The sequence below is a fragment of the Bradyrhizobium sp. RDM12 genome, assembly GCF_051917485.1.
GTDB lineage: Bacteria > Pseudomonadota > Alphaproteobacteria > Rhizobiales > Xanthobacteraceae > Bradyrhizobium.
Window position 1 is genome coordinate 5,207,773 of record NZ_CM133064.1, and the last position, 12,328, is coordinate 5,220,100.

Consider the following 12,328-nt stretch of genomic DNA (forward strand, 5'->3'; position numbering starts at 1 on the left):
GCTGAAACCGCCATCGCCACAACCGCTTGAGCCACAGTCATTGAATTCGAATGACAACTGTGTCCGCGGCGCCAGCGGCGTCGATCACGGTCAGCCGTGCAAACCCCGGGCCGGGCGGATCGATCAGGCGCTGGCGCCGCCCGTCGATCTCGCCGAGCGCGGTACCGTTGACCATGACAGTCATCGGCAACACCCCGCCGGCGACCTTCACGGGCATGGCCGCAGCTTCAGTCCCGCCCGAGCGATCCACGTCGATCCGGGAGCCGTTGAGCGGGAATTGAATGTGGAGGGCCTGCTCGCCGCCGGTTCGGATGAGATCCCCCACCGGACGGAACCGCCTCAGCGGCAACGGCAACTTCGCGTTGCTGGCGACGAGGGTTCCCCTGGGCGGCTTCGGCAGTGGGCTCAACGTCTTGCCGGTCCGGGCGAAGGAGTCGAACAGGATTGGCGCCGCGGCGATGCGGCCAATCAAGCCGGGCACCGGCGCACCGTCGGGCCGGCCGACCCAGACGCCGATGGTCATGCGGCCGTCGAACCCGACCGACCACGCGTCGCGATAGCCATAGGAGGTGCCGGTCTTGAAGGCGATACGGTTATGCGCGGCGTTCTCCGGCGGTGGGGTTCCCAGGAGCACATTGCCGACCTGCCAGGCCGCGACCTGATCCAACAGCCGCAGCGGCTCGCGGTCGTCCGTGGCCGCCATGATCTCGCGCAGCGGCTTGGTGGTGCCGAGCCGGGCGAAGCCGGCATAGAGCTGGGCGAGATCCTGCAGCGTCACGCCGACGCCACCGAGACCCATCGCGAGCCCCGGTGCTTCGTCTTTGGGCAGAACCAGATTGCCGCCTGCCTGGCGCAGCCGGGAGGCCAGCCGGCTCGCGCCGACGCGGTCGAGCAGCACGATCGCCGGGACGTTCAGCGACAACTGCAGCGCCTTCTTCACCGGCACCGTGCCCTGGAATGTCATGTCGAAATTTTCCGGCGCGTAGGAGCCGAAACGGACCGGGCGGTCGTCGATCAGACTATCGGGATGAACAAAACCATCCTCGAAGGCGAGGCCATAGATGAACGGCTTCAGCGTGGAGCCCGGCGAGCGGATGGCGCGGGTCATGTCGACTTGCCCTGCCCGGCTCTCGTCGAAATAATCGGCAGACCCCACGCGTGCGAGCACGTCGCCGCTCTCATTGTCGACCACGATGATGCCAACCGAGATGTTCGGCCCGAGTGCGATGGCGCGGTCACGCGCCAGGGGCTCCAGCACCTTCTGTAGATTGGAATCCAGCGTCAGCTTGATGAGGGGCGCGTCCTTGACCGTCGCAAGCGCGTTGTCGGACGCGTGCGGCGCCAGGATCGGCATCGGCTTGCGCAGCTTTGGCACGGGCACGGCTTGGGCCTGCTTCGCGTCGTCGGCGCTGACCACATGCTCCTCGATCATGCGATCGAGCACCCGGTCGCGGGCGATGCGCGCGGCGTCCGGATAGCGGTCGAGCCTGCGCGTCTCCGGCGATTGCGGCAGCGCGACCAGCAGCGCTGCTTCGGCCAGCGTCAGCCGCTTCGGCTCTTTGCCGAGATAGGCAATCGACGCCGCGCGGATGCCTTCGAGATTGCCGCCATAGGGCGCGAGCGCAAGGTAGAGATTGAGAATCTCGTCCTTGCTGAGCGTCCGCTCCAGCTCGATCGCGCGCACGATCTGGTGCAGTTTTGCGTAGAGCGAGCGCTGCCGCCTCGGTTCCATCAGCCGGGCGAGCTGCATCGAGATGGTCGAGCCGCCGGACACGATGTGGCCACGCGTCGAGAGCTGCACCGCGGCGCGGCCCAGCGCCAGCGGATCGATGCCGTTGTGGTCGTAGAAGCGCTGGTCCTCATAGGCAAACAGCAGCTTAAGATAGGTCGGATCGACACCGGCCTTGGCATCGACCGGCAGCCGCCAGCGCCCATCCGCCATGGCATAGGCGCGCAGCAGCTTTCCGTTGCGGTCGACGACACTGGTCGAGACGCGCCGCGCCTCGTCGAGCGGCAATGGGCCGAGGGAATAGACCCAGCCGACGAAGCCGATGATGGCGAGAATGAATCCGAGAGCGAGGGCTGAGAGGACACGATGTCCCCTGCCCCTCGCTGTGCCATGGCCCGGCTTATCCTGGCCATTCGCGCCGCCCTTCAACACCTCGCTCATCTCACCACTCACTTCGCGGCCCGCACTTCGACCGTGCCCGTGCCGGTGCGGCCATAGCGCGAGGGATTGTACATGTCCTCGACATGGGCCTGCGGCAGCACGTACTTACCGGGCGAGACTACGCGCACGACGTAGGCGACGGTGAAGACCGCCTTGGAATCCGAGGCGCGATCCACGGCCGCCGTGAAGCGGTCGTCCCGGAACTCGGTATCCTCCGGCTCCTGGCCGTCCTCGATCCAGTCCAGCGTGCCACTGTCGCCCGACGACACCAGCTTGGGATTGTCGATCTCAAGACCAGCCGGGAGATAGTCGGACACCATGATATGGCCGTGCTCGGGCTTCGCCTCCGTAATCTTCAACACCACGGCGAAGCGATCGTTCTGTTTGACCTTGCTGATATCGGCCGGCTTGCCATCCAGCGTAAAGTAGTTCCGCTCGATCTTGAAGCCGTTCGATGCAGCCGGCTCGGGCGTGACCGGCGAGCCCGACACCGAGATCACCGCCTGCACTGGCGCATCGCCGGTGTTGGTGATCTTCAGCGGCTTGCCACCCAGCGTGTCCGCCTTGTAGCTGCGGTAGAGCGCAGTCTTGACCGGCTGACCGTCGACCTCGATCGAGAGGTTTTCCTTGGCCAGCGCCCGCGCGGCCAGCACCAGCCACGCATTCTCCTGCGTGGAGGTGTAGGGCGTGAGCCCGCGCGCGGTTTCGACCCGCATCACCGCTTGCGTCAGCGTCGTCTTGGGCGCGTTGCCCTCGCTTGCGAGCGAGACGAGTGCAGCGGCATCGCGGAGCTGCGAGCCGTAGTCGGTGCGGCCGAATTCCAGCACCGGCTTTGGCGCAAGGCTGTCGAGCGCCGCGCCGTAGACCCGCGCCCGCGCGGTTGCGATCGCCGACCAGCGCCAGCGCCGCTGCAAGCTGCGACTTCGCAATCGGGGTTGCGAGGTTGTTCAGCTTGGTATCGGCGAGATAGCGGAGATCGCCGATTGGAGCAGCGCCATTGCGGGCGAGCACGTAGAGGCCGTAGGCGAGATCGCGGCCGCCATCCTTCTCCGGCTCATTGCCGTTGACGACCGAGTTGCGGATACGATCCAGCGCGTTCTTGAACAGGACGTCCGGCACCACAAAGCCCTTTTCGCGGGCGCGGGTGAGGAAGTCCGTGACGTACGCATCGAGCCAGGCATCGTCGCCGCCCGCCGACCACAGGCCAAACGAGCCATTGGATCCTTGGCGGGCCAGGAGCCGCTCGATGGCGTCGCGGATGCGGCTATCGACCTCGGTGTCCATAGCGAGATGTGCCCCGGCTGCGAGGTCGTTGACATAGAGCAGCGGCATGGCGCGGCTCGTGATCTGCTCCGAGCAGCCATAGGGATAGCGGTCGAGCGCTTTCAGGATCGTCGCTGCATCGAGGGCGGTCGACAGGCTCGCCGAGACCGAGACGCTGCCGGTACCCGGCACCAGGTCGGAGAACATGTCCGAAGTCAGCGTCAGGCTCTCACCCTTCGCCAGCGTCCGGATCGAACGCCGTGCCAGCACCTGGGTTGCCGCCTTGACGTCGAGGGCATAGTGCCGCGCCAGCGCAAGGCCGTTCGGTCCCGTGATGTCGATGTCGAGCGTCGCCTGCCCCGCCGCGGTCGCGTCGATCGCCAGCGTGAACGAATTGCGCTGCTTGGCGGCGAGCTTGACGGTGGTGGCGGCATTGCCGGTCATCTGCACCGGTCCGCCCGTCTTGACGCTGATGACGTAGTCGCCGGGCTGCCCTTCGACATTGTCGATCTCGAGATTGACCGTGCCGTGGTCGCCATTGAGCAGGAAGCGCGGCAGCGTCGTGGTCAGCACGACGGGATCGCGGATCACCACGTCCGTGTTCGCGCGCCCGAGCTTGGTCGCGGTCCACGCCACCGCCATACACGCGCGGTGCCGGCGAACTCCGGAATATCGAAGCTCACCTCCGCGCTGCCATCGGCGCTGACGGTGACGATGCCCGAATAAAGCGCGAGCGGCTTCTGCGTAGGCGGCGATCCCTGGAGCTCGGCAGCGCCGGCGTCACCGCCTGACTTGATCTGGCCGCGCGTGCCCGACATACCGTCGATCAGTTGTCCATAGAGATCGCGGATCTCCGCGCTCAGGCGGCGCTGGCCGAGATAGTAGTCATCCGGCGCCGGCGGCTTGTAATTGGTGAGGTTGAGGATGCCGACATCGACCGCGGCGATGACAATTTTGGCGTCCTCGCCCGGATTGAGCCCGTCGAGCTTGACCGGGATCTTCAGCATCGCGTTCGGCCGGACCAGCGCCGGAGGCGTCAGCTTCACCTGGAGCGTACGCGTCTGCTTGTCGATGCCGAACCATTTCAGGCCGATCGCACGACCCGGCATGCGCTGGGCAGCCGCATCGAGCGGACGGCGCAGCGTCGCGACGACGTAGGCGCCGGTGCCCCAGTCCTTGCCGACCGGTAGCTTCACCTGCGCGGTGCCCTCCTTGACGTCAATGGTCTGCGTCGTCAGCAGGCGGTCGCCAAGCACGTTGACGGTCAGCTTGCCGGCACTGCGCACGTTCACAGACACCGTCATGGTATCGCCGGAAGCGTATTGCGGCTTGTCGATCGAGGTCTCCAGCAGGTCCGGGGTATCGGCGCTGCCATCGGAGTACCAGCCGACGTCGAACTGCACCGAAGTCACGGGGCCGTCGGCATCGGTCGACTTCACATCGAGCCGGTAGCGGCCGGGCTGGGGCGCGAGCGAAATTCGCGACGGCTTGTCGGCGGCAATCGTCACATCGCCGTCAGCGACGCGCGAGGTCGACTTGACCGGCTCATACTCCCAGTAATTGTTCTGGCGGTACCATTGGTAGCGCGACTCCATCTTCAGGAGCTCGTAGCGCAGCCCGTCGCGCGGAAGCGTCTTGCCTTCGGGCGAGACGAACACGATGTCGAACTCGGCCTTGTCGCCTTCCGCGACGTTCTTGTCGCCGAATAGCGGCTTGATGCCGATCAGCGCTGTCGCCGGTGCGACGGGCAGCACGAGCTTGCGCTCGACGGCGCGGCCGCCGGTCTCGACCATGCGGACGAAGATCTGCGCCTCCTGCGGACGCGTCGAGGCCGGCTGCTTCTCCAGAGTCACCGGGAAGGTCGCAACGCCGTTGGCGTCGGCTTCCGGCAAATTCTCCAGCGGCGTTCGCTCGTTCGAGGTGGTCTGCTCGTCATCGACGCCGAACTGGTAGCCAGCATAGCCCCGGCGCTCGCTCGCGGGCGCGATCAGCATGTCGCCCTCGAGCTGGAGGCCGGATGCGGGCGCGCCATAGAGGAAATGACCATCCGCCTTAAGCTCCACAGGAGCGTTGGCTTTGATCAGCTTGTCCTTGGCCGACAAGTCGAATTCGATCCGATCGGGGACGTAATCCTCGACCATGAACGTGGTCTCGCCAACCGACGATCCCTTCGGATCGGTGAAGGCGCGCACCCGCCACGTCCCGGTCGGAACGGCCGAGTTCAGCGGCACGGCAAGCGTGCGGCCGCCGGCGCCCTGGTCGGACAGCACGGCGCGGCGAAATTCAACGCCGTCGGGGCGCTCGATCACCAGGGTCAGCGGCCCGCCATTGACGGCATTGCCCTGCCCGTCACGAAGCAGCGCAGTGAGATAGACCGTCTCGCTGGAGCGATAGACGCCGCGCTCGGCATAGACGAAGGCATCGGCGCCCACGGGCACCGCGCGACCCGCAACGCCGCGGTCGGACAGATCGAAGGCCGAGGTCTTCAGGCTGAGGAAGGCGTAGTCGGCTTTCTCGCTTGTGACGGTCAGCATCGCCGGCGACAGGCCGCCCTCGCCGCGCGCAAGCCCCGCCTCGAACAGCACGTGGCCACTTTCGTCGGTCTTGCGCGTCGCCAAGATCTCGTTGTTGCGGGCGACCAGCCGCACCTCGGCCTTGCCGACCGGATCGGTCGAAGCCAGCGAATTGACGAACACATGAATGCCGTCATTGCCGGAATACGCCGCGACGCCGAGATCGGAGACGATGAACCATTGCGTGGCGAGCTGGTAATCGTCGTCACTGCCCGGGCCCTTGGCCGCTGCCGTCATCACATAGACGCCCGGCTGGAGCTCACCCAACGCCTGGTCGACCGGAAAAGCGGTGATGACGTCCTGGTTCAGATTCATTGCCGTGGCGAGCTCGCCGGTCCAGACTTTCACGCCGCGTTCGCCGCCGAGATCGCTGAGCTGGTATTTGGGCAGCGTCTTTTGGAAATCGCTGTCGACGACCGTGTTGATCAGATTGCGATCGCCGATCCGGAATACGTTGACCGTAACCGCCGGCGTATTGACGCTGACCACGGGGATGCCGCGCTGGCCCGTACGCGGCAGCACATAGGCACGGCTGGTGAAGCGCACGAACGGCTTGCGGTCGCGCACGTAGATATTGAACTCGGCCGATTTCGGCAGACCTTCCTTCACGGTCGACGGCAGGCCCGCGCGCAGGTTGATGTTGTAACGCTCGCCGTGCTTCAGCCCGTCGACGCAGAGCTGCTTGCCCTCGGCCGACAGGGCCGGCTTGTCCTGGCCGGCAAGCGCAAGGAACGGCGCGAAGTCGGTGCGCTTGGCGAGCTCTTCCGAGAACTGGAAGCAGGCACGCGGGCTCGCCGAATCCGAGTCCACGGTGTAATCGAGCAGCCGGAAGCCGTGCTCGTCGCGCAGCTTCTCGTAATTGCCGCGAACGTCGGCGACCTCGCGCATATCGAGCGACAGCCGCAACGCATCCAGCGCCGGCCGCCACAGCTTGCGTTCGGCGAGCGACTTGCCGAGCACGGCGAGCGCATCCGCCCCCTCGCCCGGATTGCCGGCGCGCTGGTAGGCGATGTAGGCAGCGGTCGAGGCGCGCTCCAGCAGGAAGGTCTGCTCGCTCGAGCTCTTCGGCGTGATCTGGAAGATGACTTTTGCGAGCCGCAGCCAGTTGCCGGCGTCATCAGGCGTGACGGCGGCGATCTGGCCAAGCACCGAGAGCCCGGTGCGGTAATCGTTGCGCCTGAAGGCGGCATCCGCGTCGGTGCGCAAGGTTGCTCCGGTCTTCGCGACCGGCCCCGCCTCGCTCTTGATCTGCGCTTCCAGCTTGATGGCGGAATCGGCGAGATCGTCGCGCTTGAACGCTTTGTCCGCGGCTTGCGCCGCGCTCAGGCCAAACGCCAGCATGGCGCAGAGTGTGACGGCGCGAACCAGACCGATCATGAAGGGACTCCCGGAAATCGCGGACGAACGCCGCGGCGGTGATACAGTGCGCGGAAAGGTGACGGACTCATGGCGATGGAACCAAAGGTGGAAAACGTCGCATTCGCCATGGCAAGGCACGCCCAGAGGAGACCGATCGCGCTATCGCCGCGCACGCCGTCCTGAGGCGCAGCCATATCGGACCAATCGACCGGCGGCCGTGTCCCGGAAGCTGATCAGCGCCCCCGGCGATGTGATCCATCGTCCAGTACGCTGCCGCTCGACCCGGCACCCTGACACTCCGCCGTTCCGCTTTGTCGCGTCTCCCGGGAAAACGGTTCGGTTCAGGCTTGGCGAAACACCAGATTTTTCATATTGGCATGATATATGACAGCCAGCCCCCGTACCGGGATGGCCAGGACGGTCCCGTAGCTCAACTGGATAGAGCATCAGATTTCTACTCTGAGGGTTGCAGGTTCGATTCCTGCCGGGATCGCCAGCCCCGATGTTGTCGACCGGTGCCGGCGTTTATCACCGACGCCACAGCGTGACGTCCAGTTGCGGTTCGCGGCTCTCACGAACGCGTGGTTAACCTTGTGGCGGTCTTTGAACCATGGGGTGCGCCCTATTATGCGCGGCGGGCGACCTGCGCCCGATCAAGGATTGTCGATGCCGCAAGCCGAACTGACGAGAATGGGAATTGCCTGTGCGGTGGCGATCGTCGCGATATCGTTTCTGGCGCTCGACGCAATCGTGGACGTCAACTCCAGCGCGATCACAAAGCGCATCGAATTGGCGCAGGCGTCCATTGTCGACGTCGCGATGAGCCAGCATCAGCTCGCCTCCGCCGTTCAGGCCTGGGCGCGTCGAGGCCACCAGAAGCAGCGGTCGGCTATCGAGTGATTCTAAATTGGGGCCTGAATGGTCCAGCATTCCGTTTGTTCACGGTCCGACTCCGCTCCGTTCCCAAAGCACGAATCGCGACCGCAAAACCACGACGGCGCATGTCTTAACGGTGCGTTTCGCAACCAAACCCGACACGCATCGATCGCGGCGTTTTGGCGAAATCTGACGGCCGCGTGGAACGAGATTCCGACTGCCATGTTGTCTGCGACGACACAGAGTGGTGCCGACCTGCTAGCTCCGGTCGGCTTTGAAGGACCCCGTGCTTGCCCCCCCGAGCACGGGGCTTTCGCATGACCGGTGCCGAGACCCGAACCGGGCGGACTCGGCTGTCAGGCGAAATCAGCCCCTTTGCTCGTCGTCGCGCCGATCGCGAGCGAGCTGATGCCAAGCCAGGGCCAGCTCGATGAGTCGTTGCCGGTCGGGGCCTTCGGACGCCGCGGCGCGCTTCATCGCCGCCTCGGCTTCATGCTGAGGGTCGTACTTGGTACACATGCGGTCAATTCTATTCGCCCGATATGGACAAGGGCGTGGCAATTTCGTCCGTATGATTGCGGTGGACGAAGGTCGCACCTTATGCGCGCTTCAGCATGATGTTACCGCGGCGAATTTGCGCGCGCACAAACCGTTGAAGCCGGCTTCATTCTGGCGGATCTGTGAATTGCATCACAGCCGAGTTCCGGCGCGTTCGCTAAACAGTGCATCACGCGCCGAAAGAACGCGACACAGGAAGGACGGCTGTTCCCCTCATGGCACCAAAGGTCGAAGCCGCAGCACAGGCAGATGCATCATCGCGCAGGAGCGACGCGTTCGGTCTCGCCCTTCTCTCGGCGATCGTCCTGGTGATGGCAGCCTGGATCGGCGGTCTGGTCTGGGGCCGCGATGGCGTTCCTGACCTGGATCGTCTCCTGAGCGCAACCCGATCGCGCGCGTTAGAACAGGCAGTGCACCAGTTGCACCGCCTTGATCCCTCCGCAAACGATCATGGCCCATAGCGCCAGGCTGATCTGGATCGCATCCAGCATATTCCTCTCCCCGCGACTCACGTCTCCGTTTTTTTCTTTGATCAAGGCGCGTTGCGGCAGGAAACGCCAGAGAAAAGTTGGGACAGTTGTTGCGCGTCGCCGCGACCTCGTCAGACCGCGTCTCCACGCGGGCTCCACGCAAATGAGGCGGGCACCGGGCCCGCCTCATTCATGCCGGATATCGCCGCGAGGCGTTCAATAGCAGGCGCGCGGATCGGCCTGCACATACTGACCGCTCGGATAACGGTAGTAGCAATTGCCTTGAGCGAGATAGTAGCCGGGGCGCGAAGCAGCGGTGGCACCGGCAATCGCGCCAGTCGCGCCGCCGATCACGGCGCCTGCGGCCGCACCCGAGGCGTTGCCGGAAATCAGGCCGCCGAGCACGCCGCCGACGATAGCGCCACCCAGCGCGCTCGCGCCGGCATCGGGGGCGGGCGGCGGAGGTGGCGGCGGTTCATAGGCGACCGGCGGGCCGGGCGGCGCATAGGCCACCGGCACGTCGTCGATATAATCTTCGGAAATGTAGGCGGGCGGACCGTCCATCCGCTGCGGATAATAGTACCAGACGCCGCCGACATCCCACCACCAGCCGGAGCGGCCGTTGTGGACCTCGTGGCGCCAGCGTCCGCCGTCCCAGGCAAGATTGCCACGATAGGCGTGTCCGCCCCAGTCGCGCGCCGGTGCGGGACCGCGTGCCATGTAGCGACCGGATCCCGGCGGCGGGCCACCGGCATTACGCGGTCCGGGACCATGCGGGCCGGGAACTGCTCCTGGACCGCCTCCTGGACCTGCCCCGGAGCCATGCGGGCTTGGGGCTGAGGCCCGGGGTGCACGCCCTGTTGTGGCGGAGGACCCTTGCGCATGTTCTGATTGCCCGGGGATGGGCTACCTGCGCCCTGCCCTGGCGGTTGGCCGCCCTTCGGCAGCCCTGTATCCTGCGCTTGCGCAGACAATGCCAGCAACGACATGGCCGAAACCATGGGAATAATGATCTTCAAGCGGCTGGACGCACTCATGCGGGTTTGCCCCCTCAACTTTCGCAATTGCCGTAGTCCACGCGCGATAGACGATTCGGATCGCGCCCGGGTGATGCCGACGGACATGACTGACCTGTCAAACTGACGCGACAAGTCGGGGATGTCCCGTTACAAATGATTAAGATCACGGCAATTTTCCGTCCGGACGCGCCCGGCGAAACCGCTCTAGCGGGCCGGCTCGATCACATTGCAATTGCTTCGCCCGGACATCACGCAGTCCTGCATCTTGCTGGCAGCCGTGAGGTCGCGGGCGAGCCACAACCCCACACCGAGAATGACAGCTGCGATGATCAGCCCCGCAATCGCGCCGCGGCGGCTATCGCCGGATTGGGGCCTTGGCGACACGTTAGGCTTCTCGGATGGGTCGGGTCTGGACATGGCTACTTGGATTTGGGGACCTTGTCGCACGGTGAGGCCCTTTATCACCTCTGCGACGTCGCGTCACATTCTGCTCAGTCCCTCGCCGGTCAGCCTCTGGTTGCCCTCTGCGCCTCCTTGCGCGAGGTCTCGACCGCCGGAATCGCCTGTTGCGGGCGCGGCGCGCAGCTGGTCAGGATGAAGGCCGTCTGGGTGCACTCCCATGCGGCTCCCAGGACGGTGTTCTCGATGGGCCGCGGGCGCGCGAGTAACAGCGCCGCACCTGTTACCGCCACTGCGGCGGCCGCGATTGCAAGGGCCTTCAGCCTCAGCCGGAAAAAGATCATGCCCGTGCTCCGTCTCGTGGCGGACGCTAGGCGCCGCCGTTGGGGTGTCCTTATGAGGGACATCACAATTCGGCAGTTTTTCCGGGCTACGAAGGATCGGCTGGTCGAGCGATTTTCGTTGACCTGATCGGCTGCGATTATGGGTGGCTTCGCGGCGCGTGACGATGTACACGCTTCTGCGTCGCGTGGTGCCTGCTTATGCCCAGCCGACGTACCAACAGTCACCGATGTAGGATTGAAAGCGAGGAAGGCAAGGCCCGTGAGTGGATTTAGGGAACCCGGGTTTTCAGACCGGCAAAAGGCGGCGCAGGAAGCACGCAAGAATCTTTTGAACAAATTCAAGTCGCAGCCTGGGCCTGATGATCCTGCGGTTGTGGCGAAGCGTGCCGAGCGCGAGGCTCTCGCGATCAAGCGCGCCGAGGCCAAGGCTGCGCGCGATGCAGAAAAGGCCGAGCAGAAGCGTCGCGAGGAAGAAGCCGCAGCGCTGGAAGCCGCGCGGATCGCCCGCGAAGAGGAAGAAGCGGCAGCAAAGGCGGCTGAACTCGAGGCCGAGCAAAAAGCCAAGCGCGACGCGCGTTACGCCGCCCGCAAGTCCAAGCGGAAGTGACCTTCAACAAAATTTGACCTGAAGCGCACGTGCTTCAGGTCAAATCCTGACGGTACGGGCCACCGCGTCCACGCGAACGCGCGCGCACGATGATAGGCCTGTGACCGAACCGGACTAGCGCATGCCGGGCTCGCCCCGTCGGGGCGCCCGGCACGACGGCATAAGATCAGTTCTTCTTCATGCCGTCGTCCTTCTTCATGCCATCCTTCGACATCGTGTCCTTCTTCATGCCCTCGTCCTTGGACATGGTGTCCTTCTTCATGCCGTCCTTGGACATCGTATCTTTTTTCATCATACCGTCGTCCTTGCCCATCTTGTCCTGGGCGAAAGCGGCCGGCGACAGCGCCAGGCCAAGCGACAGAGCGGCAGCCGAGACGCCGAACACGATGCGGGTGCGGATGGTCATGAGAATTAATCCCTTCGAGATGGTGTTTGTCAGCGACTTGTGCCGCTAAACAATCTCGACGGATCGACGCGCATGCTTGTTACGCGACGTTCCGATTTTTTCGCATGTCGTCTGCCGATCCCGCGATCGGCGGGTGAGGCCCTGCGTTATCGAACGAAATAGTGAGGCCCGCCGTGTGCAGCGCAGCAAGGCCAACACTTGCCGCGGCATTCGGTCTCGAACTATCAGATGAGAGAACTCTGGGTCGAAGACCGGCTAGGATGGGCCTCCACATCGGTCTCATG

General features: G+C 64.8%; 8 protein-coding genes, 1 tRNA gene and 1 pseudogene. 3 read left to right on the top strand and 7 right to left on the bottom strand.

Going from position 1 to position 12,328, the window contains the following annotated elements:
- Positions 1-37 precede the first annotated feature (37 nt).
- Positions 38-2,170 (bottom strand): penicillin-binding protein 1C, encoded by a 2,133-nt coding sequence (gene pbpC, locus ACTGJ9_RS25480; RefSeq protein WP_456673333.1) that lies wholly within the window; start codon positions 2,168-2,170, stop codon positions 38-40.
- Positions 2,171-2,178: 8 nt separating this feature from the next.
- A pseudogene (locus ACTGJ9_RS25485) lies at positions 2,179-7,383 on the bottom strand (alpha-2-macroglobulin family protein).
- Positions 7,384-7,784: 401 nt separating this feature from the next.
- Here ACTGJ9_RS25485 and ACTGJ9_RS25490 point away from each other — a divergent pair.
- Positions 7,785-7,861: transfer RNA gene (locus ACTGJ9_RS25490), tRNA-Arg, on the top strand.
- A gap of 170 nt (positions 7,862-8,031) precedes the next feature.
- Positions 8,032-8,265 carry a hypothetical protein gene (locus ACTGJ9_RS25495; RefSeq protein ID WP_456673334.1) on the top strand — a complete coding sequence of 78 codons (234 nt, stop codon included), beginning with the start codon at positions 8,032-8,034 and terminating at the stop codon, positions 8,263-8,265.
- A 342-nt stretch (positions 8,266-8,607) separates the two neighbouring features.
- Here ACTGJ9_RS25495 and ACTGJ9_RS25500 read toward each other — a convergent pair whose 3' ends face one another.
- From ACTGJ9_RS25500 to ACTGJ9_RS25515, 4 genes are all read right to left on the bottom strand, one after another.
- On the bottom strand, positions 8,608-8,760 hold the full coding sequence (locus ACTGJ9_RS25500) for a hypothetical protein (protein WP_456673335.1): 153 nt from the start codon (positions 8,758-8,760) through the stop codon (positions 8,608-8,610).
- A gap of 725 nt (positions 8,761-9,485) precedes the next feature.
- Complete coding sequence (locus ACTGJ9_RS25505; protein ID WP_456673336.1) at positions 9,486-9,989, bottom strand: hypothetical protein; 504 nt, start codon at positions 9,987-9,989, stop codon at positions 9,486-9,488.
- A gap of 503 nt (positions 9,990-10,492) precedes the next feature.
- The gene (locus ACTGJ9_RS25510) at positions 10,493-10,705 is read right to left on the bottom strand and encodes a hypothetical protein (RefSeq protein ID WP_456673337.1); all 213 of its coding nucleotides are present in this window, start codon (positions 10,703-10,705) and stop codon (positions 10,493-10,495) included.
- 89 nt (positions 10,706-10,794) lie between these two features.
- A complete protein-coding gene (locus ACTGJ9_RS25515) occupies positions 10,795-11,031 on the bottom strand; it encodes a hypothetical protein (protein WP_456673338.1) in 237 nt (78 codons plus the stop codon).
- A gap of 259 nt (positions 11,032-11,290) precedes the next feature.
- Here ACTGJ9_RS25515 and ACTGJ9_RS25520 point away from each other — a divergent pair, with 259 nt between their 5' ends.
- Positions 11,291-11,638 carry a DUF6481 family protein gene (locus ACTGJ9_RS25520; protein WP_456678619.1) on the top strand — a complete coding sequence of 116 codons (348 nt, stop codon included), beginning with the start codon at positions 11,291-11,293 and terminating at the stop codon, positions 11,636-11,638.
- A 166-nt stretch (positions 11,639-11,804) separates the two neighbouring features.
- Here the strand turns inward: ACTGJ9_RS25520 and ACTGJ9_RS25525 are convergent, their stop codons facing one another.
- On the bottom strand, positions 11,805-12,044 hold the full coding sequence (locus ACTGJ9_RS25525) for a pentapeptide MXKDX repeat protein (RefSeq protein WP_456673339.1): 240 nt from the start codon (positions 12,042-12,044) through the stop codon (positions 11,805-11,807).
- Positions 12,045-12,328: the final 284 nt, after the last annotated feature.

Bases quoted from the DNA above. Each gene is read 5' to 3' on its own strand.
- pbpC (WP_456673333.1), bottom strand. From the start codon at position 2,170: ATGAGCGAGGTGTTGAAGGGCGGCGCGAATGGCCAGGATAAGCCGGGC.
- ACTGJ9_RS25495 (WP_456673334.1), top strand. From the start codon at position 8,032: ATGCCGCAAGCCGAACTGACGAGAATGGGAATTGCCTGTGCGGTGGCG.
- ACTGJ9_RS25500 (WP_456673335.1), bottom strand. From the start codon at position 8,760: ATGTGTACCAAGTACGACCCTCAGCATGAAGCCGAGGCGGCGATGAAG.
- ACTGJ9_RS25505 (WP_456673336.1), bottom strand. From the start codon at position 9,989: ATGGCACGCGGTCCCGCACCGGCGCGCGACTGGGGCGGACACGCCTAT.
- ACTGJ9_RS25510 (WP_456673337.1), bottom strand. From the start codon at position 10,705: ATGTCCAGACCCGACCCATCCGAGAAGCCTAACGTGTCGCCAAGGCCC.
- ACTGJ9_RS25515 (WP_456673338.1), bottom strand. From the start codon at position 11,031: ATGATCTTTTTCCGGCTGAGGCTGAAGGCCCTTGCAATCGCGGCCGCC.
- ACTGJ9_RS25525 (WP_456673339.1), bottom strand. From the start codon at position 12,044: ATGACCATCCGCACCCGCATCGTGTTCGGCGTCTCGGCTGCCGCTCTG.